The organism is Mesorhizobium sp. CA10, assembly GCF_020165285.1.
Classification (GTDB): domain Bacteria; phylum Pseudomonadota; class Alphaproteobacteria; order Rhizobiales; family Rhizobiaceae; genus Mesorhizobium.
In genome coordinates this window covers 50,601-75,044 of sequence record NZ_JAIUHV010000007.1, presented here as the reverse complement: position 1 = coordinate 75,044, position 24,444 = coordinate 50,601, and the positions used below count along the sequence as shown (strand labels likewise).

The 24,444-nt window shown below is 65.2% G+C and carries 20 protein-coding genes and 1 pseudogene; 20 read left to right on the top strand and 1 reads right to left on the bottom strand.

The features are described 5' to 3' along the window. The 12 genes from murG to LB535_RS16315 all read left to right on the top strand — a co-directional run bounded on the left by murG (position 1) and on the right by LB535_RS16315 (position 15,789). Positions 1-1,125, top strand: coding sequence for an undecaprenyldiphospho-muramoylpentapeptide beta-N-acetylglucosaminyltransferase (gene murG, locus LB535_RS16370; RefSeq protein WP_224632940.1), 1,125 nt, complete (start codon positions 1-3; stop codon positions 1,123-1,125). Further along, positions 1,122-2,528, top strand: coding sequence for a UDP-N-acetylmuramate--L-alanine ligase (gene murC / locus LB535_RS16365; protein ID WP_140839709.1), 1,407 nt, complete (start codon positions 1,122-1,124; stop codon positions 2,526-2,528). Before murG ends, murC begins: the two co-directional genes overlap by 4 nt. Continuing rightward, positions 2,525-3,490, top strand: a complete 966-nt coding sequence (gene murB / locus LB535_RS16360) for a UDP-N-acetylmuramate dehydrogenase (RefSeq protein WP_224632939.1) — start codon at positions 2,525-2,527, stop codon at positions 3,488-3,490. The genes murC and murB overlap by 4 nt, the downstream gene beginning before the upstream one ends. Before the next feature lie 313 nt (positions 3,491-3,803). Further along, positions 3,804-4,730, top strand: a complete 927-nt coding sequence (locus LB535_RS16355) for a D-alanine--D-alanine ligase (RefSeq protein WP_095768997.1) — start codon at positions 3,804-3,806, stop codon at positions 4,728-4,730. Continuing rightward, entirely contained in the window at positions 4,718-5,662 is a 945-nt protein-coding gene (locus LB535_RS16350) for a cell division protein FtsQ/DivIB (RefSeq protein WP_224632938.1), read from the top strand. The genes LB535_RS16355 and LB535_RS16350 overlap by 13 nt, the downstream gene beginning before the upstream one ends. After that, positions 5,659-6,966, top strand: coding sequence for a cell division protein FtsA (ftsA, locus tag LB535_RS16345; RefSeq protein ID WP_224632937.1), 1,308 nt, complete (start codon positions 5,659-5,661; stop codon positions 6,964-6,966). The genes LB535_RS16350 and ftsA overlap by 4 nt, the downstream gene beginning before the upstream one ends. Positions 6,967-7,033: 67 nt before the next feature. Next, positions 7,034-8,695, top strand: a complete 1,662-nt coding sequence (gene ftsZ, locus LB535_RS16340) for a cell division protein FtsZ (RefSeq protein WP_224544820.1) — start codon at positions 7,034-7,036, stop codon at positions 8,693-8,695. Positions 8,696-9,051: 356 nt separating this feature from the next. Continuing rightward, positions 9,052-9,999, top strand: a complete 948-nt coding sequence (lpxC, locus tag LB535_RS16335; RefSeq protein WP_140839717.1) for a UDP-3-O-acyl-N-acetylglucosamine deacetylase — start codon at positions 9,052-9,054, stop codon at positions 9,997-9,999. A 201-nt stretch (positions 10,000-10,200) separates the two neighbouring features. Continuing rightward, a complete protein-coding gene (locus LB535_RS16330; protein ID WP_140839719.1) occupies positions 10,201-11,070 on the top strand; it encodes an outer membrane protein assembly factor BamD in 870 nt (289 codons plus the stop codon). Positions 11,071-11,078: 8 nt separating this feature from the next. After that, positions 11,079-12,752, top strand: coding sequence for a DNA repair protein RecN (gene recN / locus LB535_RS16325; RefSeq protein WP_224632936.1), 1,674 nt, complete (start codon positions 11,079-11,081; stop codon positions 12,750-12,752). A 137-nt stretch (positions 12,753-12,889) separates the two neighbouring features. Beyond that, entirely contained in the window at positions 12,890-15,097 is a 2,208-nt protein-coding gene (ligA, locus tag LB535_RS16320; RefSeq protein WP_224632935.1) for an NAD-dependent DNA ligase LigA, read from the top strand. Next, positions 15,097-15,789 carry a DUF2461 domain-containing protein gene (locus LB535_RS16315; protein WP_224632934.1) on the top strand — a complete coding sequence of 231 codons (693 nt, stop codon included), beginning with the start codon at positions 15,097-15,099 and terminating at the stop codon, positions 15,787-15,789. The genes ligA and LB535_RS16315 overlap by 1 nt, the downstream gene beginning before the upstream one ends. 24 nt (positions 15,790-15,813) lie before the next feature. Here LB535_RS16315 and LB535_RS16310 read toward each other — a convergent pair whose 3' ends face one another. Beyond that, a complete protein-coding gene (locus tag LB535_RS16310; RefSeq protein WP_095769006.1) occupies positions 15,814-16,572 on the bottom strand; it encodes an SDR family NAD(P)-dependent oxidoreductase in 759 nt (252 codons plus the stop codon). 178 nt (positions 16,573-16,750) lie between these two features. On the opposite strand from LB535_RS16310, the gene LB535_RS16305 reads away from it, so the two are divergent. The 8 genes and pseudogenes from LB535_RS16305 (at position 16,751) to LB535_RS16270 (ending at position 24,434) form a co-directional block, all read left to right on the top strand. After that, positions 16,751-18,160, top strand: coding sequence for an aldehyde dehydrogenase family protein (locus tag LB535_RS16305; protein ID WP_224632933.1), 1,410 nt, complete (start codon positions 16,751-16,753; stop codon positions 18,158-18,160). Further along, entirely contained in the window at positions 18,138-18,977 is an 840-nt protein-coding gene (locus LB535_RS16300) for an N-formylglutamate amidohydrolase (protein WP_224632932.1), read from the top strand. Before LB535_RS16305 ends, LB535_RS16300 begins: the two co-directional genes overlap by 23 nt. Before the next feature lie 71 nt (positions 18,978-19,048). Beyond that, positions 19,049-19,633 carry a helix-turn-helix domain-containing protein gene (locus LB535_RS16295; RefSeq protein ID WP_224632931.1) on the top strand — a complete coding sequence of 195 codons (585 nt, stop codon included), beginning with the start codon at positions 19,049-19,051 and terminating at the stop codon, positions 19,631-19,633. A 198-nt stretch (positions 19,634-19,831) separates the two neighbouring features. Further along, positions 19,832-20,497: pseudogene (locus tag LB535_RS16290) on the top strand (ABC transporter ATP-binding protein); the annotation flags it as partial. 42 nt (positions 20,498-20,539) lie between these two features. Next, a complete protein-coding gene (locus LB535_RS16285) occupies positions 20,540-21,694 on the top strand; it encodes an ABC transporter substrate-binding protein (protein ID WP_224632929.1) in 1,155 nt (384 codons plus the stop codon). A 16-nt stretch (positions 21,695-21,710) separates the two neighbouring features. Beyond that, on the top strand, positions 21,711-22,415 hold the full coding sequence (locus tag LB535_RS16280; RefSeq protein ID WP_224632928.1) for an ABC transporter ATP-binding protein: 705 nt from the start codon (positions 21,711-21,713) through the stop codon (positions 22,413-22,415). A gap of 6 nt (positions 22,416-22,421) precedes the next feature. After that, entirely contained in the window at positions 22,422-23,321 is a 900-nt protein-coding gene (locus tag LB535_RS16275) for a branched-chain amino acid ABC transporter permease (RefSeq protein WP_224632927.1), read from the top strand. Positions 23,322-23,336: 15 nt separating this feature from the next. Continuing rightward, the gene (locus tag LB535_RS16270; protein ID WP_224632926.1) at positions 23,337-24,434 is read left to right on the top strand and encodes a branched-chain amino acid ABC transporter permease; all 1,098 of its coding nucleotides are present in this window, start codon (positions 23,337-23,339) and stop codon (positions 24,432-24,434) included. The last annotated feature ends 10 nt before the right edge of the window (positions 24,435-24,444 follow it).

Here is a 24,444-nt window from a genome sequence, read left to right as displayed (position 1 = left end):
ATGGCGAAGGGTGTCATCCTGCTTGCGGCCGGCGGAACGGGCGGACATCTGTTTCCGGCCGAGGCGCTGGCGCATGAGCTGATCGAGCGCGGCTGGAAGGTGCATCTTGCCACCGACAATCGCGCCGAGCGCTATTCCCGCCATTTCCCGGCAGCCGACATTCACACCATCCCCTCGGCAACGCTGGGTTCGAAGAACCCAGTCGCCATGCTCTCGGCCTTCTGGAAGATCTGGCAGGGCGTGCGGGAGGCCGGCGGTGTAATCGCCAGGATCAAGCCGGAGGCTGTCGTCGGCTTCGGCGGCTATCCGACGCTGCCGCCGCTCTATGCCGCGACAAGGCGAAAAGTGCCGACGCTGATCCATGAGCAGAACGCCGTCATGGGCCGCGCCAACAAGGCGCTTGCCGGCCGCGTGGATGCGATTGCCGGCGGTTTCCTGCCGGAAGGCGCAAGCGCTGACGGCGCAAAGACGGTGACCACCGGCAATCCGGTCAGGCCGCAGGTCCTCGATGCGGCGAAAACGCCTTACGTGGTTTCGAACGAGGGCGAGCCGTTCCGCTTCCTGGTGTTCGGCGGCAGTCAGGGCGCGCAGTTCTTTTCCGATGCCGTGCCGGCGGCGATCGCGCTGCTGCCGCAAGACCTGCGCAAGCGGCTGGTCATCACCCAGCAGGCGCGCGCCGAGGATGTGGCGCGGGTGAAGGCGGCCTATGCCGATCTCGGCGTCGACGCCCAGGTTTCGCCCTTCTTTACTGACATGGCGGCGCGCATCGGGGCGGCGCATCTGGTGATGTCGCGTTCCGGCGCCTCGACGGTTTCGGAAATCGCCGTCATCGGCCGGCCGGCACTGCTGGTGCCTTATCCGCACGCGCTCGACCACGATCAGGCGGCGAATGCGGCAGCCCTTGCCGCCGCCGGGGGAGCCGAGCTCCATCCGCAGTCGACGCTGTCGGCGGCGCGCATCGCCGAGCTGGTCGGCGGGCTGGTCAAGGACCCGAACCGGCTGGCGACCATGGCCGCCGCCGCCCGCTCGGCCGGGAAACCGAACGCGGCGCGGTTGCTCGCCGATCTGACAGAGGCTATTGCGTCCGGCAAAACGGTTTCGGACTACAGGAGGACGCGCCCATGAAGATGCCGCAGACGATCGGCCTTGTGCATTTCATCGGCATCGGCGGCATCGGCATGAGCGGCATCGCCGAGGTGCTGCACAATCTGGGCTACAAGGTGCAAGGGTCCGACCAGGCCGACGGCGCCAATGTGCAGCGGTTGCGCGACAAGGGCATCGAATGCTTCGTCGGCCACAAGGCCGAGAATGTCGGCGATGCCGAAGTCGTGGTTGTTTCGACCGCGATCAAGAAGTCCAACCCGGAGCTCAAGGCCGCGCGCGAGAAGCTTTTGCCGATCGTGCGCCGGGCCGAGATGCTGGCCGAACTGATGCGTTTCCGCCAGGCGGTCGCCATCGGCGGCACGCATGGCAAGACGACGACCACCTCGATGGTGGCGACGCTGCTCGAGGCCGGCGGGCTCGACCCGACCGTCATCAATGGCGGCATCATCAACGCCTACGGCACCAATGCCCGCATGGGCGACGGCGAGTGGATGGTGGTCGAAGCCGACGAGAGCGACGGCACCTTCCTGAAACTGCCGGCCGACATCGCCGTCGTCACCAACATCGATCCCGAGCATCTCGACCACTATGGGAGCTTCGACAAGGTGCGCGAGGCGTTCCGCCAGTTCGTCGAGAACGTGCCGTTCTACGGTTTCGGCGTGATGTGCACCGACCATCCGGAAGTGCAGGCGCTGGTCGGCCGCATCGAGGATCGGCGCGTCATCACCTATGGCGAGAACGCGCAGGCCGACGTGCGCTTCACCAATCATCGCATGCAAGGCGCGATTTCCGAATTCGATATCGTCATCCGCGATCGCAAGGGGCGGGGCACGACGTCGATAAATGACCTGCGCCTGCCGATGCCCGGCCGGCACAACGTCTCCAACGCGACGGCGGCGATCGCGGTGGCGCATGAGCTTGGCCTCTCGGCCGAGGCGATCAAGAAGGGCCTTTCGTCCTTCGCGGGCGTCAAGCGGCGCTTCACCCGTACGGGCTCGTGGAACGGTGTCGAGGTGTTCGACGATTACGGCCACCACCCGGTCGAGATCGCGGCGGTGCTGAAGGCCGCGCGCAGCGCGACCAAGGGGCGTGTCATCGCCATCGCGCAGCCGCATCGCTTCACCCGGCTTCACGATCTCTTCGAGGAATTCTCGGTCTGCTTCAACGACGCCGACACGGTCATGGTGGCGCCGGTCTACGCGGCCGGCGAGGAACCCATCGAAGGCGTGACTTCCGACGCGTTGGTGTCGCGCATCCGCTCCGGCGGCCACCGCGACGCACGCTATATCGATGGTCAGGCAGCAATCGCGCCCGCCATTCGCGAGCTTGCCAAGCCCGGCGATTTCGTCGTCTTCCTCGGCGCCGGCAACATCACGCAATGGGCCTATGCGCTGCCCAAGGAACTTGGTGGGACGCCCTCATGATGCGCGGCCAGGACCTGATCGATAAACTCGGCGACAAGCTTGCCGGCCTGCGCGGCCGTATCACGCCGAACGCCGAGATGGACAAGATCACCTGGTTCCGGGCCGGCGGCCTCGCCGAGGCGCTGTTCCAGCCGGCCGACGAGGAGGACCTCGCGGCCTTCCTGCGCGCGGTGCCGGAAGAGATACCGGTCGTGGTGGTCGGCGTCGGCTCGAACCTTCTGGTGCGCGACGGCGGCATTCCGGGTTTTGTCGTCAGGCTCTCGGCCAAGGGTTTCGGCGAGGCCGAGACCACCGGGCCGATCACGATCAAAGCCGGCGCGGCGACGCCGGACAAGCGCCTCGCGGCGGTGGCGTATGAAGCCGGCATTGGCGGCTTCCATTTCTATCACGGCATTCCTGGCGCTGTCGGCGGCGCGCTCAGGATGAATGCCGGCGCCAACGGCGTCGAGACGCGTGAGCGGGTCGTCGAGGTGAGGGCCCTGGACCGCAGGGGCAATCTCCATACGCTGAGCAATGCCGATATGGGCTATGCCTATCGCCATTCGTCCGCGCCTGCAGGACTGATCTTCACCTCGGCCATTTTCGAAGGGTTTGCGGAAGACAAGGCGGCGATCAAGGCGGCAATGGATGCCGTGCAGAACCATCGCGAGACGGTGCAGCCGATCAGGGAGAAGACCGGCGGCTCGACCTTCCAGAATCCGGAAGGCACCTCGGCGTGGAAGGAGATCGACAAGGCCGGCTGCCGCGGGCTGATGATCGGCGGCGCGCAGATGTCGCCGATGCATTGCAACTTCATGATCAACACCGGCACGGCCACCGGCTACGACCTCGAATATCTGGGCGAGACGGTGCGGGCGCGGGTGCTCGAGAATTCGGGCATCCGGCTGCACTGGGAGATCAAGCGCCTCGGCAATTTCAGGCCCGGCCATGCGGTGCAGGAGTTTCTCGGGCAGCTTCTTTAGCTTAGGCTTAAGTTCATGTGATGCTTGAACTTCCAGTGATCTGAAACAGCCGTAGAACCGTTGCCTCAAAGACTCACAATTCACTTTTTGCGGCTGTTTTCGCGGAAAGTGAATCTCTCGGAATCATAGGTACTTGCCAGCGAATCAACTCTCTGATTCTCTGCCCTAAAGCGTTTCCTGATTTGAGTCGTTCGACGCGTTAAGCCGCGTTTTCCGTCTGGGGGGGGCAACCTGCCGGAGCGCTCGGACTCAATGTTTGGAAATGCGGTGCGGGAATATCGGTTGCAGGCCCGGCGTGAGAGGGGATGACGGGATGAAGAAGAAGCATGTGGCTGTCCTCCTGGGTGGATTCTCCTCGGAGCGGCCCGTGTCTCTGTCCTCGGGGAAGGCGTGTGCGGATGCGCTCGAGAATGAAGGCTATCAGGTCACCCGGGTCGATGTTTCGCGCGATGTCGGGTCTGTGCTTGCCGAGCTCAAGCCTGACGTCGCCTTCAACGCGCTGCACGGCCCGTTCGGCGAGGACGGCACCATCCAGGGAATTCTCGAGTATCTCGCAATTCCCTACACCCATTCGGGTGTGCTCGCTTCGGCCTTGGCCATGAACAAGGAACAGGCCAAGAAAATCGCCAAGGCGTCCGGCATTCCGGTTGCGGAGTCGAAGGTGGTCAACCGCTTCGCCGTCCAGAACAAGCATCCGATGAAGCCGCCTTATGTGGTCAAGCCGGTCAATGAGGGGTCGAGCTTCGGCGTGGTCATCGTGCATGAGGGGCAATCGCATCCGCCGCAGGTGATCGGCTCCACGGAATGGCAATATGGCGAGATCGTCATGGTCGAGCGCTACATCCACGGACGTGAATTGACCTGCGCGGTGATGGGCGATGTGGCGCTCGGCGTCTGCGAGATCATCCCGACTGGGCATTCCTTCTACGATTACGATTCAAAATACGTTCCCGGCGGATCAAAACACGAAATCCCTGCTAAAATTTCACCGAATATTTACCAAAAAATACAGACACTGGCCCTCAAGGCTCATCTTGCCATTGGTTGCCGGGGCGTTTCCCGATCGGACTTCCGTTACGACGACCGTCACTCCGAAAACGGCGAGGTTGTCTGGCTCGAGGTCAACACTCAGCCGGGCATGACGCCGACGTCTCTGGTGCCTGAAATCGCCGCGCAAGCGGGGCACTCGTTCGGCGATTTGTTGAGTTGGATGGTGGAGGACGCTTCGTGTCTGCGTTGAGGTTGGGACAGGGTAATGGCGTCGGCGCGGCTGGTCTCGCGCTGTTCGGTATGTCGCTGTCATTCGACCGTCTCGTGCTGCCGCGTCAGCTTCGCCGGCCGATGCGCGTGCTGGGGCGTTTGTGCGGCGGCGAGTATGAGGCGCCGCGCTTTTCGGCGGCGATCCTTTCCGCTGCGCTGATCGCGTCCAGCAGCGCCTACGGCGCCTATCTCGGCGGCTACGCCGACAGCATCGTGCAGGGCGTGACGGCGCGCACCGGCTTTGCCGTCGACCAGATCAAGGTGGTCGGCAACCGCCAGACCTCCGAGATCGATGTGCTCGACCGGCTCGGCCTCGACGGCTGGACCTCGCTGATCGGCTTCGACGCCGAGGCCGCGCGCGAGCGCATCGCGACACTGCCGTGGGTCGAGGGAGCCGCGGTGCGCAAGATATACCCGCATACGCTGGAAGTACGCATCGAGGAGCGCCAACCCTTCGCGCTTTGGCAGCAGGGCACCTCGGTGTCGGTCATCGAGCGATCGGGCGAGACGATCGCGCCGTTCTCGGGCGGCAAGCAGGCGCTGCTGCCGCTGATCATCGGCACCGGCGCGCCGGCCATGGCGCCGGCGTTCCTCGCCAAGATCGAGCGCTATCCCGAGCTTGCGGCGCGGGTCAAAGGCTATATCCGGGTCGGCGAACGGCGCTGGGACCTGAGGCTGGAAAACGGCATCACGATCAAGCTGCCGGAAGACGGCGAGGACCAGGCGATCGCCGAGCTCGTCAAGATCGACCATGACAACGGATTGCTGACCCGCGACATCGCCGCCGTCGACATGCGGCTTTCCGACCGGCTGGTCGTGGAGCTGTCGCCGGAAGCGGCGACACAGCGCGAAGCAGCGCTCAGCGACAAGCCGAAGTCCCTGGCCACGCGCAAGGTGGAGAGAAAGATATGAGCTGGCTTGGCGGCGGCAGCGACGCTTCTTCGCGCCGGTCGGGCACGCTCACGGTGCTCGATGTCGGCTCCAGCAAGGTTTGCTGCGTCGTGGCGAAGCTGAAGCCGAATGAGGACGGCAAGCTGCTGCGCGGACGTTCGCATCGCATCCAGGTGATCGGCATCGGTCACCAGAAATCGCAAGGCGTGAAGTCCGGCGTGGTGGTCGATCTCGATCGCGCCGAGCATGCCATCCGGCTTGCCGTCGATGCGGCCGAGCGCATGGCCGGGCTCACCGTCGATTCCCTCATCGTCAACATGACGGCCGGCCGGCTGAAGAGCGAAGCCTTCTCGGCGACTATCAATCTCGGCGGCCATCAGGTCGAGGAAGTCGACATCAAGCGCGTGCTCGCCGCCGGTGCCAAACAGGCGCTCAGGGCGGAGCGCGAGGTGATCCATTCGCTGCCCGTCGGTTTCTCGCTCGACGGCGAGCGCGGCATGCGCGATCCGCGCGGCATGATGGGCGATGCGCTTGGCGTCGACATGCATGTGCTGACGGGCGACGCGGCGCCGATGCGAAATCTGGAGCTTTGCATCAATCGCTCGCATCTGTCGGTCGAGCGCATGGTGGCGACGCCCTATGCCAGCGGGCTTGCCTCGCTGGTCGACGACGAGCTCGAAATGGGCGCAGCCTGCATCGATATGGGCGGCGGCACGACGACCATCTCGGTCTTCTCGGAGGGCAAGTTCGTCCATGGCGACGCGATCGCCATCGGCGGCAACCATGTGACGCTCGACATGGCCAAGGGCCTGTCGACCTCGCTCGATGCCGCGGAACGGCTGAAGGTGATGCATGGCTCGGCGCTGCCCGGCAGCGCCGACGACCGCGACCTCGTCTCAATCCAGCCGATCGGCGAGGAAGGCGATGTGCCGCTGCAGATCCCGCGCTCGGTAATGACGCGCATCATCCGCGCCCGTATCGACGAGACGCTGGAGCTTCTGCGCGACCGGCTGAACAAGTCCGGCTACGGCAATGCCGTCGGCAAGCGGGTGGTGCTCACCGGCGGCGCAAGCCAACTCGCCGGCCTGCCGGAAGCGGCGCGCCGCATTCTCGGGCGCAATGTGCGCATCGGCCGGCCGCTCGGCGTCGCAGGCCTGCCGGAGGCGGCCAAGGGACCGGCGTTCTCGACCCCGGTCGGACTGATGATCTATCCGCAGATGGCGAGCTTCGAGAGCCATTCGGCGAAAGGACTTTCCGGTTTCAGGATGACCGGAACGGGCGGAAAACTGCATCGCGTGAGTCAGTGGTTGAGAGACAGTTTTTAATTTGACGGGGACAGCCCCATAGGCGGCCGCAGCGGCGAGGCGGCGGGAAAGGCAAAGGACGGAGACAATGACCATCAATCTGCAGAAGCCGGACATCACCGAGCTCAAGCCACGCATCACCGTGTTCGGTGTCGGCGGCGGCGGCGGCAATGCCGTGAACAACATGATCACAGCCGGCCTGCGCGGCGTCGAGTTCGTGGTGGCCAACACCGACGCGCAGGCGCTGACGATGTCCAAGGCCGAGCGGCTGATCCAGCTCGGCGCGCATGTCACCGAAGGCCTCGGCGCCGGCTCGCAGCCGGAAGTCGGCCGCGCGGCGGCGGAAGAGTGCATCGACGAGATCATCGATCATCTCTCCAACACCCATATGTGCTTCGTAACCGCCGGCATGGGCGGCGGCACCGGCACGGGCGCCGCTCCGGTCGTTGCCCGCGCGGCGCGCGAGAAGGGCATCCTCACCGTCGGCGTCGTCACCAAGCCGTTCCATTTCGAGGGTCAGCGCCGCATGAAGACGGCCGACATGGGTATCGAGGAACTGCAGAAATGCGTCGACACGCTGATCGTCATCCCCAACCAGAACCTGTTCCGGCTGGCCAATGACAAGACCACCTTCGCCGATGCCTTCGCAATGGCCGACCAGGTGCTCTACTCGGGCGTCGCCTGCATCACCGACCTGATGGTCAAGGAAGGCCTGATCAATCTCGACTTCGCCGACGTCCGCTCGGTGATGCGCGAGATGGGCAAGGCGATGATGGGCACGGGCGAGGCTTCGGGCGAGGGTCGCGCGATGGCCGCCGCTGAAGCCGCCATCGCCAACCCGCTGCTCGACGAGACCTCGATGAAGGGCGCCAAGGGCCTGCTGATCTCGATCACCGGCGGCCGCGATCTCACCCTGTTCGAGGTGGACGAGGCCGCGACCCGCATCCGCGAGGAAGTCGACCAGGACGCCAACATCATCCTGGGCGCCACCTTCGACGAAGAGCTGGAAGGCGTGATCCGCGTGTCGGTCGTCGCCACCGGCATCGACAAGTCGGCGGCCGAAATCGCGGCTGCGCCGATCTCGATCCGCGCGCCGCAGAAACCGGCCGCCCGCCCGGCGGCGGCTCCGGTGGCCGAAATCCGCCCCGCTCCGGTTCAGCCGCAGGCCTATGAGCCGCGCGCGGCCGATCCGGTCGCGGAGGCGATCCAGCTTGCCGAGGCAAATGCCGCCGCCATGGCGCACCCGCGCGCCGTGCCGATGGACGACTTCCGGCCGCAGAGCAAGATCTTCCAAGCCCCGCCTGCGCAGCCGCAGCCGCAGCCGGTGGTGCCGCAGCAGGTCATGCAGCAGCCCGCGCCGCAGCGCGAGATGCCGCAGCCGGTGGCCGCGGCGCCGCAGCGTATGCCGCGCGTGGAAGACTTTCCGCCGGTGGTAAGGGCTGAAGTCGAAGCCAAGAGCCGGCCGGCGGACCATGAGAACAGCGGTCCGATGGGGCTGATCAAGCGGCTGACCAACGGCCTTACCCGCCGCGAGGAAGAGCCGGCCCGGCTCCAGCCGGCGCAGCCGCGCGAGCCGAAGCTGCGTCAGGCCGCGCCCGAGATGCGCCGTCTCGCCAGCCAGGATCCTGCGCTCTATGCGCCGCGCCGCGGCCAGCTCGACGACCAGGGCCGGCTCACGCCGCAGGCCCGCACAGTCCAGGAAGACGACCAGCTGGAAATCCCGGCCTTCCTGCGCCGCCAGGCCAACTGATCGATACGGCGGACCGCCAATCGTTAACGGTATATAACAGTTGTTAACAGGCAGACGAGAAATCGTCTGCCTGTTGCTTTTGCAAAAGACATTTAAAACAAGGCTTTACGAGCTGTTTCTGACGCATTTCCGTGGTTACACGGGGTAAGAAACCGTGATTTGGAGTCTCCAGGGCAGGCCATTATCTTCGCCACGGACTAAAGTCGGTTTGCCGGGATTCGGGGAGTAACCCTGCCTGCCGATTATACAGAGCCGCATGCTCTTGCTTATTTTGCCGCCTTTGCGCGAGCGTCAGACCATCAGTCTGGCTGCAAGATACCCAAGGCCGATGGAGCGGACGCAGGCATTCAGGGCGTATGGGGTTACTCTTGCACGACTATCAGACGACAGTGAAATCGCGCGTGACGCTGGCTGGCATCGGCGTCCATAGCGGCAAAACCGTGACCGTTCATTTCCTGCCGGCCGATGCCGATACGGGCATCGTCTTTCATCTTTCGAATGGCGGCGAAGCCCGCGAGCTCCGCGCCCTGGTCGCGGAAGTCGGCGCCACCGATCTCTGCACTATGCTTGGCGATCCGGCCGGCGATCATATCGGTACCGTCGAGCATCTGATGGCCACAGTGTTCGGTCTCGGCATAGACAATTTGATCATCGAGATCGACGGTTCGGAAGTCCCCATTCTCGACGGCAGCGCCATGGCCTTCGTCGAGGCCATCGACCAGGCCGGCATCGAGACGCTGGCGGTGAGGCGTCGCTACATCCGTGTCGTCAAGCCGGTGCGCGTGGAAGCCGGCGCGTCCTGGGCGGAGTTCCGCCCCTATGACGGCACGCGGTTCGAGGTCGAGATCGATTTCGAGAGCCCGGCAATCGGCCGCCAGCAATTCGCCTCCGACATCAATCCCGACATCTTCCGCCGCGACATCGCGCGGGCTCGCACATTCGGCTTCATGAAGGACGTCGAGAGGCTTTGGGCCGCCGGCTACGCGCTCGGCTCGTCGCTCGAAAACTCGCTTGTCATCGGCGACGACAACCGCGTCATCAATGTCGGCGGGCTGCGCTATCCCAACGAATTCGCCCGTCACAAGACGCTCGATGCGATGGGCGATCTGGCGCTGGCCGGCGCGCGCTTCATCGGCTGCTTCCGCTCCTATCGCGGCGGCCACCGGATGAATGCCTCGGCATTGCGCCGGCTGCTTTCCGACCGGACGGCCTTCGAGATCGTCGAGACGAGACGTCGCGAGCGCGGCCGCGTCGCCGAGATGATCGCCGTCAGCGGGCCGGTTTACGCGCCCTGGGTGATCTGATTCTTAACCGTTTTCTGGCTTTGTGGTCAGGCTTGTGTTGCATGGCTGCATCACAGGGCCGCCAAAATGCGCGGCTTTGGCCATAGCGTCGGCCTGCCACAAAAATGTGCGATTGGCCGGACATAGCGTTGCCGGGCAAGGGGATAATGGTTTATGGCTTCGGCCCGGACCGAAACGACGCCGAAGGGGCGGAATCCAAACATGTTTTTTTCGCGAGTTGGTCAATCGGTAGCGCCGCGTCGGGGTGTTTTGCTGGCGCTGTCGGTGGTTGCTCCCGCGCTCGTGCTGTCGGCCTGCATGTCCTCCGAGAAGGATGTCAACCTGGCGACCTATGTCGACCAGACCGAGCCGGCCGACGTTCTCTACAACCAGGGCCTGGCCAACATGAATGCCGGCCGCCTCGATGAGGCGAGCAAGAAGTTCGACGCGGTCGACCGCCAGCATCCCTATTCCGAATTCGCACGCAAATCGATGGTGATGGGCGCTTTCGCCGATTATCGCGCCGGCAATTACGACGAGGCGATCGGTTCGGCCAAGCGCTACCTGACCCTCTATCCCTCGACAGACGACGCGGCTTACGCACAGTACATCATCGGCCTCTCCTACTATCGGCAGATCAAGGACGTCACCCAAGATCAGAAGGAAGCGCGCCAGACCATCCAGACCATGCAGGATCTGGTGACACGCTGGCCGAACTCCGAATATGTCGGCGACGCCAAGGACAAGATCCGCTTCGCCAGCGACCAGCTCGCCGGCAAGGAGATGCAGGTCGGCCGCTACTATCTCGAGCGCCGCGAATACATCGCCGCCGTGAAGCGTTTCCGCACGGTGGTCGAGAACTATTCCAACACCCGCCATGTCGAGGAGGCGCTCGCGCGCCTGACCGAGTCCTACTATGCGATGGGCCTGACCTCGGAAGCGCAGACGGCAGCGGCGGTGCTTGGTCACAACTATCCGGACAGCCCGTGGTACAAGGATTCCTACAAGCTCCTGCAGAGCAACGGGCTTGAACCCCGCGAAAATGCCGGATCGTGGATTTCCAAGGCCGGGAAGCTGATCACCGGCGCCTGAAACTTGCGATGCTGTCCAGACTGTCGATCCGCGATATCGTCCTGATCGAGAAGCTGGACATCGACTTCCTGCCTGGGCTTTCGGTGCTGACCGGCGAAACCGGCGCCGGTAAATCCATCCTGCTCGATGCGCTGTCGCTGGCGCTTGGCGCGCGCGGCGATGCCTCGCTCGTTCGCCATGGCGCTGCGCAAGGCCAGGTCATTGCCGTGTTCGACGTGCCGCGCAACCATCCGGCACGCGCGTTGCTCGCCGGAAACGACATCGAGGACGATGGCGACATCATCCTGCGCCGCGTGCAGACGGCCGATGGCCGCACCCGCGTCTTCGTCAACGACCAGCCCTCCAGCGTCACCCTGATGCGCGATGTCGGCCGCGCCCTCGTCGAGATCCATGGCCAGCATGACGAGCGGGCGCTGGTCGATCCCGGCGCGCATCGCGAATTGCTGGACAGTTTCGGCGGCCATCTGGGCGCCGTGCGCGGCACGGGCGAAGCCTGGCGGTACTGGCGAAACTGCGAGCAGGAGCTTTCCCGGCATCGCGCCAAGGTCGAGGCGGCGGCGCGCGAAGCCGATTATCTGCGCGCTTCCGTGGCCGAGCTCGCAAGACTCGACCCGCAGCCGGGCGAGGAAACGGAGCTTGCGGAGTTGCGCGCGACGATGATGCGCGTCGAAAAGATCGCGGCCGAGATCCATGATGCGCAGGATGTGCTGTCGGGGCCGTCCTCGCCCTTGCCGCAACTCGCCAGTCTGTTGCGGCGGCTGCAGCGCAAGTCCAGCGAAGCCCCCGGCCTGCTCGACGACGTGGTGAAATCGCTCGACGACGCGATGATCTCGCTCGACGCCGCGCAGTCCGGCGTGGAAGCGGCGCTTCGCGCCACCGAATATGATCCGCAGCGTCTGGAGAAGGCGGAAGAGCGTCTGTTTGCGCTGCGCGCCGCCTCGCGCAAGCACAGTGTCGCGGTAGACGATCTGGCGCAGCTGCGCGACACGATGGTGGCCGATCTTGCCGACCTCGATGCCGGCGAGGAGCGGCTGCACGCGCTGGCCAAGCAGGCCGCCGCGGCGCGCGAGGCCTACGATATTTCCGCGGCGCAGCTGTCGTCGCTGCGCCATGCGGCGGCGGCGGGCCTGACCAAGGCTGTCATGGCGGAACTGCCGGCGCTCAAACTCGAACGGGCCGAGTTCATCGTCGAGATGGGAAGCGATACCGAAAGCCGCATGGAAGAAGGCATCGACGAGGTCGAATTCTGGGTGCGCACCAATCCGGGCACCCGGCCGGGACCGATGATGAAGGTCGCTTCCGGCGGCGAGCTCTCGCGCTTCCTTTTGGCGCTGAAGGTGGCGCTGGCCGATCGCGGCTCGGCGCCGACCCTGGTGTTCGACGAGATCGACACCGGCGTCGGCGGCGCGGTGGCCGACGCCATCGGCCAGCGGCTGGCGCGGTTGTCAAAGCGGGTGCAAGTGCTTTCCGTGACGCATGCGCCGCAGGTCGCTGCGCGCGCCGCCACGCATTTCCTGATCTCGAAATCCGACGGCAAGGACCGCGTCGCCACCGGCATTGCCGAAATGGACCGCGCGGCGCGCCAGGAGGAAATCGCGCGCATGCTGGCCGGCGCCACCATCACCGACGAAGCGCGCGCGGCAGCGGAGCGGTTGCTGCGCGAGAATACGGCTGCCGCATAGAAGGTTGGGCCTCTTCGGTTCCAATCCGAGTCAGCAGGTGGCTGCATCGTGCTGTTCAGCAATGATTTTTGCGCAAGCCCACTCCCTGCCGTCAAATCCTGATTTATAGTGGCGCGCCACAATCCAAGGACTGATGCATGTCGGAAAAACCCGTCGATTCGTTGAGCGAAGGCGAAGCCGCGGATGAGCTGAAACAACTGGCGGCGGAGATTGCCGAGCATGACCGGCGTTATCACACCGAGGACGCGCCGACGATCACCGATGCCGAGTACGATGCGCTGCGCCGGCGCAACCTCGCCATCGAAGAGCGCTTCCCCGATCTCGTGCGCGAGGATTCGCCGACGCGGCGGGTCGGCGCCCCGCCCGCGGAGGGCTTTACCAAGGTGCGGCACGCGGTGCCGATGCTGAGCCTCGCCAAGGCCTATACCGACCAGGACGTCGCCGATTTCATCGAGCGCGGAAGGCGCTTCTTCGACCGCGACAAGGAGCTCGACATCGCCTTCACCGCCGAACCGAAGATCGACGGGCTGTCGGCCTCGTTGCGCTACGAGAACGGCGTGTTCGTGCAGGGCGCGACGCGTGGCGACGGCACGGTCGGCGAGGACATCACCGCCAATTTGAAAACGATTGCCGACATTCCTAAGAAGCTGCAGGGTTCGGGCTGGCCGGAAATCATCGAGATCCGCGGCGAGGTCTACATGACCTATGCCGAATTCGAGGCTTTGAAGCAGCGTTCAGCGGCGGTCGGCGGCCAGGATTATGTCAATCCGCGCAACACGGCTGCAGGGTCGCTGCGCCAGAAGGATCCATCGGTCACCGCCAGCCGCAATCTGAAATTCTTCGCCTATGCCTGGGGCTATACGACAGCGGACCCAGCGCCGACGCAGTTCGATTCCGTACAGAAGTTCAAGGAATGGGGCTTCAAGGTCAGTCCGCTGATGGTGCGGGCGAAGTCGATCGACGACTTGATCGCGCATTACCACCGCATCGAGGAGCAGCGCTCCTCGCTCGGCTACGACATAGACGGCGTCGTCTACAAGGTCGACCAGCTCGAGCTGCAGCGCCGCTGGGGTTTCGTCACCGGCGAGCCGCGCTGGGCGGTCGCCCACAAATTCCCGGCCGAGCAGGCGATGACGACCGTCGAGAGGATCGACATCCAGGTCGGCCGTACCGGCACGCTGGCGCCGGTGGCGCGGCTTGCGCCGGTCACGGTTGGCGGCGTGGTGGTCGAGAATGTCACGCTGCACAACGAAGACTATATCAAGGGCTTCGACAGCAACGGCCAGCCGATCCGCGACGGCATCGACGTGCGTATCGGCGACACGGTGGTCATCCAGCGGGCAGGGGATGTCATCCCGCAGATCGTCAGCGTCGTCATCGATAAGCGGCCCGCTGGCGCGGTGCCCTATGAATTCCCGCATACCTGCCCGGTCTGCGGCTCGCCGGCGACGCGCGAGATCAACGAGAAGACGGGCAAGGAGGATTCGCGGCGGCGCTGCACCGGCGAGATGATCTGCGCCGCGCAGGCGGTCGAAAGGCTGCGTCACTTCGTGTCGCGCGGCGCGCTCGACATCGAAGGCCTCGGTGCCGAAAACATCGACCTGTTCTTCAATTCGGGGCTGGTGAAGACCGCCGCCGATATCTTCACGCTGAAGGACCGAAGGCCCGCCGTCACCAGGGCGCTGGCCGAGCGACGGGAGGAGCAGGCGCGGCTGCGCGAGGAAGCCTCGGGCAAGGCGCGCAAGAATGTTCGCAGCGTCGAGGAGCGTAATTATGAAGGTCTCGACAAGTTGTTTTCGGCCATCGACGCGCGCCGCGAGCCGGAGCTCGACCGTTTCATCTTCGCGCTCGGCATCCGCCATATCGGCGAGACGACGGCGGCCGTGCTTGCCCGCCAATTCTCGACCATCGAGGAGCTGATCCGTATCGGCAAGGAGACGGCGAAGGCCGGGGATCCGCACAGCGTCTTCCCGTCGATCAACGGCATCGGCGATACGGTGATCAACGCGTTGCGCGACTTCTTCGGCAATGAGCGCAATGACGACGTGCTGGACGCCTTGCTGGCGCAGGTTCATCCGAAACCCTACGTCATGGAAATCTCGGCCGGCAGCGAAGTCTCGGGCAAGACGGTGGTGTTCACCGGCTCGCTGGAAAAGATGACGCGCTCGGAAGCCAAGGCGATGGCGGAGCGGCTCGGCGCCAAGGTCGCGGGCTCGGTTTCGGCCAAGACCGACCTGGTGGTGGCGGGTCCCGGCGCCGGCTCGAAGCTGAAAGTTGCGAGCGATCTCGGCATCGAGGTGATCGACGAGGATACCTGGCTGCAGCGCATCGGCAGGGGCGGCTAATGACTGGCGCGTTCAAGGGTTTTGGGCCGAAGGCCATTCCGTTCCTGAAGGCGCTCGACTTCCACCAGAGCCGTGAGTGGTTCCAGGAAAACCGCGACCTTTACGACAGCGAGCTGCATGGGCCGTTCTGCGATCTGGTCGAGACGCTCACAGAGCGTTTCGAGGCGGCCAAGCTCGGCTTGCGCGGCGACCGCAAGAAATCGCTGTTCCGCATCAATCGCGACGTGCGCTTTTCCAAGGACAAGCGGCCCTACAACCGGCATCTCTCGGCGATTCTGTCGCCCGACGGCACCAAGATGGAGCAGGGGGTCTTCTATGTGCATATCGGTCTGGAGCGCTGCTTTGCCGGTGTGGCCTGGTGGCAGCCGGCGCCGGAACTGCTGCAGGCGATGCGCAAGGCCATCGTGACCAAGCCGGCCGCGTTCCGCGGCATGGTCGCATCGCTCAAGAAGGCCGGCCTCGCGCTCGATGCGGAAGACCGCCTGAAGCGGGTGCCGCGCGGTTTCGAGGATGTCGGTGACGAGGATCTCGCCGAGGCGGTGCGCAACCGGCATTTCGTGGTCCGGCACGACCTCGATCCGGCGACGATCCATTCGCCGGCGCTGGTCGACGATCTCGTCGGCTTCACGCTTGGCGCCAAGCCGCTGCTCGACTGGGGCCGGGCGATCCAGGGGACGGCTGTCGCGGCCTGACGCCGCCTCCGGCTGTCGCCGGGCTTACATCCGCATCAGCAGGCCGCCGTCGACGGCAAGCTCTATGCCGGTGATATAGCTCGCGGCGTCCGAGAGCAGGAAGAGCGCGGCGTTTGCCATGTCCTGCGGCGTGCCGATGCGGCCGAGCGGCGTATAATTCGCCACGGCGGCGCGCTTTTCTTCGGTGTCCCAGCGCGCCTGCAGCGGCGTCAGCGCCATGCCGGGGCAGATCGCGTTGGAGCGGATGCCGTCGCCGGCAAGCTGCATGGCAAGCGACTTCGACAGCGCGCAGACGCCTGCCTTCGAGGCCTGATAGGCATCCTGAGGCTTCGGGTCGCCGCGATACCACTGAATGGTCGAGAAATGCACCATGGCGCCGCCGCGGCCGCCGGCGCGCATCTGCGGAACGACCGCGCGTGCGGTGTGCACGAAGGATTTCAAGTTGATGTTGAAGACCTGATCCCAGACATCGAGGTCCATTTCGAGCGCCGATTTGTCGCGGCCGAACCACAATACGCCGGCGACATTGGCGAGATAGTCGATGCCGCCACGCTCGCGGCCCGCCGCACCGATGGTCCGTTCTACGAAGGCCGCGTCGGTCAAATCGCCCTGGGCGAAGGTGAGCCGGTCGTCATACGAGGCGAGGGAGGCCGGACGCGGCTTGATGTCGATGGCGGTGACGGAGGCGCCGGCATCGAGCAGCGCCAGCGCGATCGCTTCGCCCATCCCGCCGCCAGCTCCGGTGACGACCGCATGCCGGCCCGTGAAATCATAGACGACCATTCATTTCCCTTCGGTTCTTGCTGCAAGGCGCGGCGCTATCTCTGCGCCAAGGCGCGATGGCGGGACAATAGGGGCCGACAAAAAATCCATCAAGCCGTATTCGAAAAAATTTGCCAAAATAGAAAATCACGATATCGTGCCGTGGCTGACAGCTTCCTTTTGGGTGGATTCCAAGACCATGACCCTGCATTCCGGCGCGCGGACCTTCTCGGTGACCTCTCCTGTCGACGGCTCGATCTATGCCCAGCGCAACTATGCGGACGGGGCCGCGATCGAGGCGGCCGTCGCCCGCGCTCGCGCGGCGCTGCCGGGCTGGCGGCGCACGCCGCTGGCCGAGCGCCTGGCGATCCTTCTGCGCTTCGGCGAGGAGATGAAGGCGCGCGCCGCTCCGCTGGCCGAGGCGGTGGCGTGGCAGATCGGCAGGCCCTTATGGCAAGCCGACGAGACGCCGCGCTTGGCGCTGATCGGCGAATTGCTTGCCGGTGCCGCGCCCGAGACGCTGGCCGACACGCCCTATCCGTCGGACGAGAACATCCGCCGCTATGCCAAGCCGGTGGCCGGCGGCCTACATCTTTCGATCTGCGCCTGGAACTACCCGACCGCCATGCTCGGCTATCTGGTCACGTCGCCGCTTGCCGCGGGCAATGTGGTGATCTTCAAGCATTCGCCGCAGACGCCGCTGATCGCGGAGCTCGCCGAGGAGGCTTTTCGCGCGGCCGGCGGGCCGGAAGGGGTCTTCCAGTGTCTGCACCTCGACCATCCGGATGCGGAGCGGCTGATCGCTTCCGGCATCTTCAACGCCGTCAATTTCATCGGTTCGGTCAATGGCGGCCGGCGCGTGCATGCGGCGGCGGCCGGCAACTTCACCCAGGTCCATCTCGAGCTTGGCGGCAAGGATCCGACCTATGTGCGCTCCGACGCCGACCTCGAGGCGGCGGTTCCGCTGATCGCAGAGGGCACCTATTCCAACGCCGGCCAGTCCTGCTGCTCGGTGGAGCGAATCTATGTCGACGGCCTGATTCACGACCGTTTCGTCGAGGCGCTGGTCGCCGAGACGGCGAAGTGGTCGATCGGCCATCCGATCGCTGAAAAGCCGATGGTCGGCCCGGTGGTGCGCGCGGTCGCGGCCGACACCATCCGCGACCTGACCGAAGGCGCGGTGCGAGCAGGGGCGAAGCGCCTGATGCCGCAGGATGGCGCGCGCAAGGCGGCAAGCCTCGGGACCGCCTATGTCGCGCCGGAGGTGCTGACCGGCGTCGACCACAGCATGCCGATCATGCGCGACGAGCTGTTCGGGCCGGTGGCCTGCGTCCAGGCCGTCGGCGGCGACGACGAGGCGATCGGCCTGATGAACGACAGCGACTACGGCCTCAGCGCCTCGATCTGGACGCGCGATGTCGAACGCGGCGTGGCCTTGCTCGACGAAGTCGAGGCCGGCACCGTCTATCTCAACCGATGCGATCACGCCGACCTTTATCTGCCCTGGGGCGGCATCAAGAATTCCGGTCTTGGCCGCGCCAACGGGCGCGCCGGCCTCATCGAGGCGACGGCGGCGAAGGCTTATCATGTCCGCTCCGTCATCGCCTGACCGCCAGCGGCATCCGGTCGTGCGGGACCTTGAAAAGCTTGGCGACGAGGCCGTCGCGGCGCTTGCCGCGGCCGGGGTGGAACGATTGCTGCCGGATGCGGCCAGCCCCTATCTTCTGATTGCCGAGCATGCCGGCAACGTCGTGCCGGCGCCGTGGCGCGACCTTGGCCTGGCGGAGCCTTATCTCGGCACGCATTTCGCGGTGGACATCGGCGTCGGCGCGCTGACGCGCCGGCTCTCGCGAACGCTGCGGGCGCCGGCGGTGATCGCGCGCTATTCACGGCTGTTCCTCGACTATAACCGCCCCGCCGAGGAGTGGGACTTCATGCGTCCCGACCTCGGCGGCATCCCGGTGCCGGGCAATCTCGCTGTGGACGCGGCGGATGCGAGGCTGCGCAAGCTCGTCGCCTGGGCGCCGGTCGAACGGGCAATCATCGAAGCCGCTGCCGGCAGGCGGGCGCTGATCTCGGTTCACTCCTTCACGCCGGTGATGGGCGGCGTGAAGCGCAATGTGGATATCGGCGTGCTGTGGCGGGAACAGTCGCCCTTCGTCGCCTCGGTGCTGAAAACGCTCAGGGCCCAAGGCCCGGAAGCAGGCTTCAGAATCGGCGATAATGAACCTTACGACTGGCGCCAGGCTGTCGGCTACACCTTGAACCGGCACGGGCTGCAGCAGGGCCGGCCCTGCCTCTACCTCGAGCTGCGCAACGACTTGCTTGCCGATCCGGAAACTTTCGAACGCGTCAGCCACCTCCTGGAGGCTGCCTTTGCCACCGTCGCGATATCCCTATGGCCGCAATCAGCCGTAGCCGTCTGAAGGCTGGACGCTCAAATATCGGAACGCTAGAGCTTGTCGAATTGGAAACACGGCAGCCAAGGGCGTGGACGATGCAAGGCAATGTGGGCAGCAAGATCCGCGACGCGCGCAAGCAGCAGAACATCACCTTGCGCGATCTCAGCGAGCGCTCCGGCCTTTCCGTGTCCCAGCTCTCGAAGCTGGAGAACGGCAAGGCCAGGCTGACCGTCGACATCGCGCTGATGATTGCCGGCGTGCTGCACGTGCCGGTGGCCTCCTTCCTGTTCAGCCCGAAGCCCGGGCCGCAGGCGCGCCGCTCGATCACGCGCGCCGGCAGCGGCATCCTGCACGAAGGCAACGCTATGGAATTCGAGGTCTTGTGCAGCGATTTCCGCGACAAGACCAATATTTTCTGGCGCGTGACGCTGCGCGCCAGAACCTTCGAGGAAAACGGCGGCTGGCGCAGCCATTCGGGTGAGGAGTTCATCCATGTGCTAAGCGGCAGCCTGCAGCTCCACACGCTCCACTACGACCCGACCGTCCTGCAGCCCGGCGACAGCATCCTGTTCGACGGCGAAATGCAGCACGCCTATGTGGCGCTCGGCGACGAGCCCGTCATCATGCTGATGTCGAACACGGTGCCGCGCGACGGGCTGCCGCCGGGAGCAGGCGTCTGACCGACGGGCCCCAGTCCTTCCGCTCAAGAATTTTTCTAGAATGGAAAAAAATACTTGTTATGGAAAAGTCGGGGGACTAGCATCCTTTTGACCGGCCGACAGGAGAACAGCCAGCGGCGGGAATGGGAGAGATGACCGATGCTATCGGTTGGGGCAGTCAGCAAGACATTCGGCGGCGTGCAGGCGTTGCGCAGCGCCTCGCTGACCTGCGAAGCGGGCGAGATCCTCGGTCTCATCGGTCCGAACGGCGCCGGCAAATCCACCCTCGTCAACGCCATTTCGGGCGTGCTCAAGCCGGACAGCGGCAGCGTGCGCCTCGCGGGCGAAGAGATCACCGGCCGCAGCCCAGAGCATTGCGCGCGGGCAGGGGTCGGCCGCACCTTCCAGACCATCAGATTATTCAAGGACCTGACTGTACGGCAGAATGTCGAGGTCGCGCATATCACTTGTCGGGCCGTGCGCCCCGATGCCGCCATGCGCATCGGCGTCGATCAGCTTCTGCAGCAATATGAGCTCGCAGGCTTCGCCGACAGCCCGGCCGGAACGCTGCCCTATGGCAGCCAGCGCCGGCTCGAGATCGCACGCGCGCTGGCGCTTGGGCCGTCGCTGTTGTTGCTCGACGAACCGGCCGCCGGTCTCAACGAGGCCGAGTCGGAGACGCTGGCCATCGCCATCGAAGGCATTCGCCGCGACGTCGGCTGCGCGACCATCGTCATCGATCACGACCTGCGCTTCATCAACCGGCTCTGCGACCGGCTTTGCGTGATGGACCAGGGCCAGGTGATCGCTTCGGGCGAGACGGAAGACGTGTGGCGCGATCCGCGCGTCATTGAGGTCTATGTCGGGCAGTCAGAGACGTCCTGAAGGCCCGGAAGAACAACCGCAATGAGAGGAAGGAGGGGTAGAATGGAAAAGATTTTGCTGGGAGCCGCGGTGCTGACCGCGGGACTGCTGCAGGCCGGGCATGCAGGCGCCGCCGATCTGAAGATCGGGCTTGCGGTCGCCATGACCGGCGCCTACGCGCCCTATAGCGAGGCCGAGGGCGCGCGCTGCATGGCCGACAGGCTGAACAAGGCCGCAAGCGCGAACGATCCCAAGGTCGAGCTGATGATCGAGGACAACCGCTCCGATCCGCAGCTTTCGGTCTCGCTCGGCCAGAAATTCCTCGATGCCGGCGCGCAGGTGATCACCGGCGTGCCGTTTCCCGATGCGCTGATCCCGATGGCGCAGACCGCGCAGCCTTATGGCGCCACCGTGTTCTCGGCGCCGAACACGCAGCTCGAGATGCAGCAGGCTGGGCTCGACAACTTCATCGCCGGCGCGGTGCCCGATCCGATCAATGCCTCGGCCACCGCCAACGCGCTTTACGGCAAAGGCGCGCGGACCGTCGCGCTGATGGTGTCACCCGATGCCGGGTCCTACTCGGAGAAGCTGCCGGAGTGGTTCGGCGAGGTGTTCGAGCATCTCGGTGGCAAGGTGGTCGGCAAATTCAACTATTCCTACGGCACCACCGACTGGTCCCCGCAGATCGCCTCGATCAAGGCGTTGCCACAGAAGCCGGACGCGATCCATATCTGCGCAGTGCTGCCCGATGTCGGCATCCTGATCCGGCAATTGCGCGCCAACGGCTACGAGGGGTGGGTGGCGGGCTGCGATGCCTTCGACGACAAGTCGCTGGAAGGCACGGTCGGCGATCCGAAGTCGCTGGAAAAGGTGATGTTCGCGACCCATGGCGCGACCGGCGTCGACGGCCCGATCGACAAGTTCCTCGCCCAGTGCAAGGCCGATGGCTACAAGATCAACGGCATCTTCGACGCGCTCGGCGCCGACATGGTGCAGATCAGCTACGAAGCGGCGAAAAAGGCCGACACCGTCGACCCCGCCGCCTTACGCGAGGCGATCCGCGCGCCTGGCGGCTATCCGGGCACCACGGCGCCGACGATCTCCTTCGCCGAGAAGAAGGGCTATCCGGTCAAAGCTGTGCCGGTGATGGGCTTTGCCGACGGCAAGCGAGTGCTGATCACCGACACGCCGCCGACCTTCGTTCCGGCGCTGAACTAAGCGGGGCCGGGAACACGTGCTGAAGGTCGAGAAGCTTGTCGTGCGCTATGGCGCCGTCACGGCGGTGCGTGAGTTGTCGCTCGAGGTCGGGCAGGGCGAGCTTGTCGCCCTGCTCGGGCCCAACGGCGCCGGCAAGAGCTCGACCATTAACACGCTGACCGGTCTGGTGACGCCGGCTTCGGGCCGCATCGTGCTCGACGGCAAGGACATCTCGCATGTCCGCACCGAGGACCGCATCCGCGGCGGACTGACCGCGACGCCGGAAGGCCGGCACATCTTCTCCAACCTGAGCGTCGGCGAAAACCTGCGGCTAGGAGCCGCGACAAGGCGCGACCCCGCCGGCGTGCGCCAGGACATCGAGCGGTTCCTGTCGCTGTTCCCGGTGCTGTCCGAACGCTTCGGCCAGGCGGCCGGCACGCTTTCGGGGGGCGAGCAGCAGATGCTGGCGATCGCCCGTTCGCTGATGTCGCGGCCGAAGCTGCTGCTGCTCGACGAGCCGTCGCTCGGGCTCGCGCCCAAGATCGTAGCGCGCATCTTCGATTTCATCGGCGAACTCAAGGCGCAAGGGCTGACGCTGCTGGTGGTCGAGCAGAACGCCAAGCAGGCGCTGCGCTTCGCCGACCGCGTCTATGTCGTGAGCTCGGGCACGCTGCGCTATGCCGGACCGCCGGCCAGGCTCGCCGACGAGCACGGCCTGTTCAACCTTTATATCGGCGGGTAGGCGGCGATGGATTACGCCTTGCAGCAACTCCTCAACGCGCTCGCCTTCGGTGCGGAATATTCCCTGGTGGCGCTCGGGCTCGCCGTCGTCTTCTCGATCATGGGGCTGGTGAATTTCGCCCATGGCGAGATCATCGGGGTCTCGGCCTACAGCGTGTTCCTGGCTGCCGCGCTCGGGCTGACCTCGCCCTTCGTCGCGGTGCCGCTTGCCGTCGGCATGGCGGCGCTGGCGGCGGTGGTGTTCGAACGCGTCGCCTTCCGGCCGGTGCGCTATGCGCCTACCACCACCGGGCTGCTCACCGCCTTCGGCGTGTCGATCGTGGTGCAGAACCTTTTCATGCTTTTGGTCTCGCCAAAGCCGCAGTCGGTCTCGATCCTCAACGGCTTGAACCAGATGTGGTTCTTCGGCCCCTTCGCCGTCTCCTCGCTGCAAGTGATGGAACTGATCGTGTCGGGCCTGACCATCCTTGCGCTCGTGCTCTTCCTCAACCGCTCGACGCTCGGGCTCGCCATTCGCGCTGCCGCGCGCGACTTCGCCACCGTGCGGCTGATGGGGATCAAGGCAAACCGGGTGATTGCCACGGCGTTTGCGATTTCGGGCGCGCTGGCGGGCATCGCCGCCGTCTTCATCCTGGCGCGGCGCGGCAGCGTCTCACCCGATCTCGGCTTCGGCCTGGTGCTGAAGGCCTTTGTCGCCTGCGTCATCGGCGGCTTCGGCTCGCTGCCGGGTGCTGCGGTCGGCGGCATGCTGCTCGGCTTCATCGAAGTCGGCCTGCTCGTCGCGCTGCCGCAGGAATATGCGGGCTTCCGGGACGCGCTCACCTACGCCATCATCGTCGCGCTGCTCGTCTACCGGCCGGAAGGCCTGCTCGGCCAGCGCATCGAACTCGGCGACAAAGAGATTTAGGGCGGGAGATCTGACGTGGCAGGCTCCGAACTCTCGCAAGCGGTCGAAAAGATGGCGGCCCCGGCCGCCACCGCGCAGCCCGGCAACGCGATCCTCCGCTCGCTGATCGGCGGGCTGGTGACAGCGCTGCCGGTGCTGGCGATCGGGCTCCTGGTGCTGAACTTCGCGCCGACCTACTACACCTTCCTCGCACTCGGCGCCTTCGTAAACCTGATCGTCGTGGTCGGCCTGCAAGTGTTCATGGGCAATTCCAACATCGCCAATCTCGGCCACAGCGCCTTTGTCGGGCTCGGCGCCTATAGCGTCGCCATCCTGTCGACGCCGCTTGCCATGAAGAAGCTGTCGATCCCCAACGCGCCGTTCGGCTTTGCGACGCTGGAGCTCGATCCGGTTTCGTCGGCGCTCATTGCGCTCTTGGTGGTCGGCATCGTGGCGCTGGTCAGCGGCAAGGTGATCAGCCGGCTGTCGGGGGTCGCTGCGACCATCGTCAGCCTGGCGCTGCTGATCATCGTCCATTCGGTTTTCCTCAACTGGACCAATCTGTTCAAGGGCAACCAGGCTTTCTTCGGCATTCCGAAAGTGGTCGGCCTGCCGTGGATGCTGGTCTTCGCGGTGATGGCGATCGTGGCGGCGCGACTGTTCAAGGACAGCCGCTGGGGCTTGCAGCTGCGGGCCAGCGCGCAGAGCCCTCAGGCTGCGGCTGCGCTCGGCATCGATGCGAAGAAACTGCGGCTCATGTCATGGGTGCTGTCGGCGCTGATCTGCGGGCTCGCCGGCGTGCTCTACGCCTATTTCGCCGGCACGATCAGCCCAAAACTGTTCTATTTCCAGATGATCTTCAACACGCTGGCGATGCTGATCCTCGGCGGCATGGCAACGGTGACTGGGGCGGTCACCGGCGTCATCGTGCTTTCGATCGGGCTGGAATTCATCCGCAGCATTGAGTCCGGCGTGACGGTCGCGGGTATCCAGATGCCGCAGCTGCTCGGCCTGTCGGGCGTGGCGCTCGGCGTTGTCATCGTGCTTTGCATGGCGTTCCGGCCGAGCGGCATCAGCGGACGGCACGAGCTCGACGAGCTGCTCTCGCTTCTTTTGCGGCGCAGCGCCAAATAGCTTTTCCTGG

What these genes read in the sequence shown, in the direction of transcription:
- lpxC (WP_140839717.1), top strand. Translation starts at nt 9,052, where the DNA reads ATGGGGTTACTCTTGCACGACTATCAGACGACAGTGAAATCGCGCGTG.
- ftsA (WP_224632937.1), top strand. Translation starts at nt 5,659, where the DNA reads ATGAGCTGGCTTGGCGGCGGCAGCGACGCTTCTTCGCGCCGGTCGGGC.
- murG (WP_224632940.1), top strand. Translation starts at nt 1, where the DNA reads ATGGCGAAGGGTGTCATCCTGCTTGCGGCCGGCGGAACGGGCGGACAT.
- LB535_RS16305 (WP_224632933.1), top strand. Translation starts at nt 16,751, where the DNA reads ATGACCCTGCATTCCGGCGCGCGGACCTTCTCGGTGACCTCTCCTGTC.
- LB535_RS16285 (WP_224632929.1), top strand. Translation starts at nt 20,540, where the DNA reads ATGGAAAAGATTTTGCTGGGAGCCGCGGTGCTGACCGCGGGACTGCTG.
- recN (WP_224632936.1), top strand. Translation starts at nt 11,079, where the DNA reads ATGCTGTCCAGACTGTCGATCCGCGATATCGTCCTGATCGAGAAGCTG.
- ligA (WP_224632935.1), top strand. Translation starts at nt 12,890, where the DNA reads ATGTCGGAAAAACCCGTCGATTCGTTGAGCGAAGGCGAAGCCGCGGAT.
- LB535_RS16330 (WP_140839719.1), top strand. Translation starts at nt 10,201, where the DNA reads ATGTTTTTTTCGCGAGTTGGTCAATCGGTAGCGCCGCGTCGGGGTGTT.
- murC (WP_140839709.1), top strand. Translation starts at nt 1,122, where the DNA reads ATGAAGATGCCGCAGACGATCGGCCTTGTGCATTTCATCGGCATCGGC.
- murB (WP_224632939.1), top strand. Translation starts at nt 2,525, where the DNA reads ATGATGCGCGGCCAGGACCTGATCGATAAACTCGGCGACAAGCTTGCC.
- LB535_RS16295 (WP_224632931.1), top strand. Translation starts at nt 19,049, where the DNA reads ATGCAAGGCAATGTGGGCAGCAAGATCCGCGACGCGCGCAAGCAGCAG.
- LB535_RS16310 (WP_095769006.1), bottom strand. Translation starts at nt 16,572, where the DNA reads ATGGTCGTCTATGATTTCACGGGCCGGCATGCGGTCGTCACCGGAGCT.
- ftsZ (WP_224544820.1), top strand. Translation starts at nt 7,034, where the DNA reads ATGACCATCAATCTGCAGAAGCCGGACATCACCGAGCTCAAGCCACGC.
- LB535_RS16300 (WP_224632932.1), top strand. Translation starts at nt 18,138, where the DNA reads ATGTCCGCTCCGTCATCGCCTGACCGCCAGCGGCATCCGGTCGTGCGG.
- LB535_RS16315 (WP_224632934.1), top strand. Translation starts at nt 15,097, where the DNA reads ATGACTGGCGCGTTCAAGGGTTTTGGGCCGAAGGCCATTCCGTTCCTG.
- LB535_RS16355 (WP_095768997.1), top strand. Translation starts at nt 3,804, where the DNA reads ATGAAGAAGAAGCATGTGGCTGTCCTCCTGGGTGGATTCTCCTCGGAG.
- LB535_RS16275 (WP_224632927.1), top strand. Translation starts at nt 22,422, where the DNA reads ATGGATTACGCCTTGCAGCAACTCCTCAACGCGCTCGCCTTCGGTGCG.